This window comes from Deltaproteobacteria bacterium (assembly GCA_016874735.1).
Lineage (GTDB): Bacteria > Bdellovibrionota_B > Oligoflexia > Oligoflexales > CAIYRB01 > CAIYRB01.
This window is the reverse complement of sequence record VGTI01000148.1, coordinates 1-3,081: the sequence shown is the minus strand read 5'-3', so window position 1 is coordinate 3,081 and position 3,081 is coordinate 1. Positions and strand designations below refer to the sequence as shown.

Below are 3,081 nucleotides of genomic sequence, written 5' to 3'. Positions count from 1 at the left end.
ATCGGGGTCAAATCCCACCTGTGCGATGAGATCACGGCGCGTCATAAAGGACGAAAAGATAATCCTCAGCCCACCGTAAATCACCTCCCTGGGATCTTGACGCACTGTGGCGACAGGACCAGGAAAAGTGGGATAGGCGCTAGGCTCGCCCGTTTGCGTCCACACAACGCGGTCCGTATGGAGTATCGCCACGTCCGGACATTGCGCCATGGCCGCGACTTGCAGGGCCAGCTTGTCGGGTGCCCAAAAGTCATCGTGATCACAAAAGGCGACCAGCTCCCCTTGAGCATGAGCCAGGCCGACGGCTCGGCTGCGCGAGGGGTAACCCTCGGGATCCTTCTTAATTAGGCGAAAGCGCGGATCCTTTGCTGCGTGCTCTAAAATAACATCGCACGACTGATCGCTACTGCCGTCATCGACAAGCAGCATCTCCCAATCGGTAAAGGTCTGCCGCTTCATCGACGCCGTCAGGCGACCCAGGTAAGGGGTCGAGTTGTAGACCCCAGTGATGATCGATACTTTAGGCATGTATTGACCTAACTAGGATTCACGAAAAGCCTTGGCATCGAGCAAGCCCGCATGCCCCGGTGACACTTCTTTCTGCTCGCCGGTGCTCAGTTTTTTCATCACACATTTTTGATCAAACTCGAAGATGGCCACGGCACTCTCAAGGCGCGCTGCGATCTGTAGTCCCTTTTTAAGCTTGGCCACAGAAATAGTGTTTACCGTAAATCCCTGGTCACGGAGTTGCTTGCCAGTGGCTACGAGCGTTGGGTTGAGGGCACCGTCGCCCTCCAAGATCAGACAGAAGTCGCATCCGGCCTTGGGGTAATCGGCGAGTTCCGCCGCCTTCTCCTCAAGCTTGGCGAGTATGCGCGTCAGACCGATCGAGAATCCGACACCTGGCAGTTTTCTCGTGCCAAAACCCTCGGCCAGGTTATCGTAACGTCCCCCGGCACAGATACTACCGTAGGTGGGACTATCAACAAATTTACCCTCGAAAATACTACCTGAGTAGTAGTCGAAGCCACGCACGAACGATAGATCAGCCACGATGGCTGCACGGACCTCAGCATCAGCAATGAGCTCAACGTTGGCGATCAACCGTGTCAGCTCGGTGAGTCCTTGGCTAAACAACTCGTGATTGACTCCTAATTCAGCCATCAGCGCATCGGGCGTGCGGCCGTTAAAGTCCACGTGAGCCAGCGCCAAGCATCGCTCCGCCAGCTGAGCCGTCATGCCGCAATGTTCGACCAGCAGCTTCTGCACACCGTCGCTACCGACCTTGTCGATCTTGTCGATGAGGCGCAGAACCGGAACCGCGTCCTCGATGCCTAAGCCTTTTAAATAGCCCTCGTAAATTTTACGGTTGCTGACGCCAACCTTAAATGCGCCGATACCGAGCGCAAGCATAGACTTTATACCGACGCAAAGCACCTCGGCGTCGTAGAAATCAGGCAAATTCTCAACATCAATAATGTCGATGTCAGCCTGGTAGAACTCCCGGTAACGCCCAAACTGAGGACGCTCACCACGCCATACTTTTTGCGTCTGGTACCTTTTGAAAGGGAAGGCCAGCTTGCCTTGGTGCTCGGCTACATAGCGCGCCGTCGGGATCGTCAGGTCATAGTGCAGGGCCAAGTCCCGAGTGGTCGTCGATCCTAGCTTGGAAAGGCAGTAGATCTCTTTATCAATCTCGCCTTTGATCTGCAGCGTGCTCAAATACTCCACCGCAGCGGTCTCAACCGGTACGAATCCGTGTCGCCGTGAGTTATCGGCAATACGGCGTATCCAAGTTTCCTCAACGACTTTAACTTTGGGCTGCCATTCAACAAAGCCACTGACTGATTTACTAATGGCTAACTCCTCGACACAGATGCGTTATTTGAACCAACTGAGAGGGGCAAGCTAGCATTGATGGGCGGCCCTGTTCAACGGCTTCCTGGGGCCTGAGGGGGGCGGCACCGCGCGGCGGTCCGATGGGCTTTTTGCGGGTCGCCCAGTAAATGCGGATGGCAGTCCGCAATTATCAGATATTTTTGGGTGGGTGCCCACGACACACTCGTTACTCTGCAAACTTCGGTTATTTCTGTGCTTTTCAATCAAATATCTAGGGTCACATGGCCAATCGCTTGGACTTTGTGCCTCCTCCATATGGACCAATGATTGACCTCGGCAATGCCGGGGTCGGTCACTGGCCTTCGTGGGCTCTCTCCGATGCGTCTCACGAGTCGTGAGCCTTGAGGTGTTTTTGTAGTAATTCGATGCCAAGTTTAGCGGCCACTCTGGTCTCATCCTCGAGGCGCTGCGCATCACAGATGAGCTCGCTAATGTCCACGTCAAGAGAGTGGGCAATCTTAGCCAGAGAGTCGATGCTGAGATTTCTGGCGTTTTGCTCTAACATCGCCACGTAACGTTGCGACACGCCGAGACGTCGCGCGAGAGAGATCTGCGTAAATCCGGCCCGCTGACGACAGCGTTTGATGTTGGTAGCCACTCGTTCACGCAGGTTGACCGTACTGTTTTCTAGTCCGCTGTCCATAAACTCTAAGCCCCCTCTAAAGTCGTGACATCTATATGGTTCTGTCTATCCCTCGTCTTCGCAGTGCCTGATCAGCGTCGATTTTTCCTGTAATCTCGGGGCAATAAAAATCCTTGCGGTGCATCGAAACGCTCCGTGGTTCGAATTTCCCCTGGCTGATTTGGTCGCGCTTATCGGCATAATGGGGGCTAAACATGAGACGGATTAGATTACAATGTAATGGCGGGCTAAAAATCGATGGAGATTCTGCCTAGTGACAGCACAGTGGCCACTAGGACCATGGCAACATCCAGCGTCAAGGGATACTCGCGGTTATCGCTGCCCCTCATCTGCCAAAAAATTTACAAACTGATCTACTTCAGTGTTGTTAAGCATTATGCCATTTGCACCCCCCAATCGGCCCCGCCTAGGAGCTGATTGTGGATCCAAGCATAGATGGATAGCAGGTATTTGAGCCTGTCGATACGCTTAGTAGTGGTCCAAGTACGGCGACTCATGCGCTTAATGTTGTCCCGAATCATGGCGCAAGTATGGTTCAA

Annotated in this window: 3 protein-coding genes; all 3 read right to left on the bottom strand. The window is 53.7% G+C overall.

Going from position 1 to position 3,081, the window contains the following annotated elements; all coding sequences use genetic code 11:
• The coding region (locus FJ146_19790) for a glycosyltransferase (GenBank protein MBM4254214.1) at positions 1 to 528 on the bottom strand (528 nt) is incomplete at its 3' end.
• A 12-nt stretch (positions 529 to 540) separates the two neighbouring features.
• Complete coding sequence (gene hisS / locus FJ146_19785) at positions 541 to 1,878, bottom strand: histidine--tRNA ligase (GenBank protein MBM4254213.1); 1,338 nt, start codon at positions 1,876 to 1,878, stop codon at positions 541 to 543.
• 346 nt (positions 1,879 to 2,224) lie between these two features.
• A complete protein-coding gene (locus tag FJ146_19780; protein MBM4254212.1) occupies positions 2,225 to 2,542 on the bottom strand; it encodes a helix-turn-helix transcriptional regulator in 318 nt (105 codons plus the stop codon).
• Between the last annotated feature and the right edge of the window lie 539 nt (positions 2,543 to 3,081).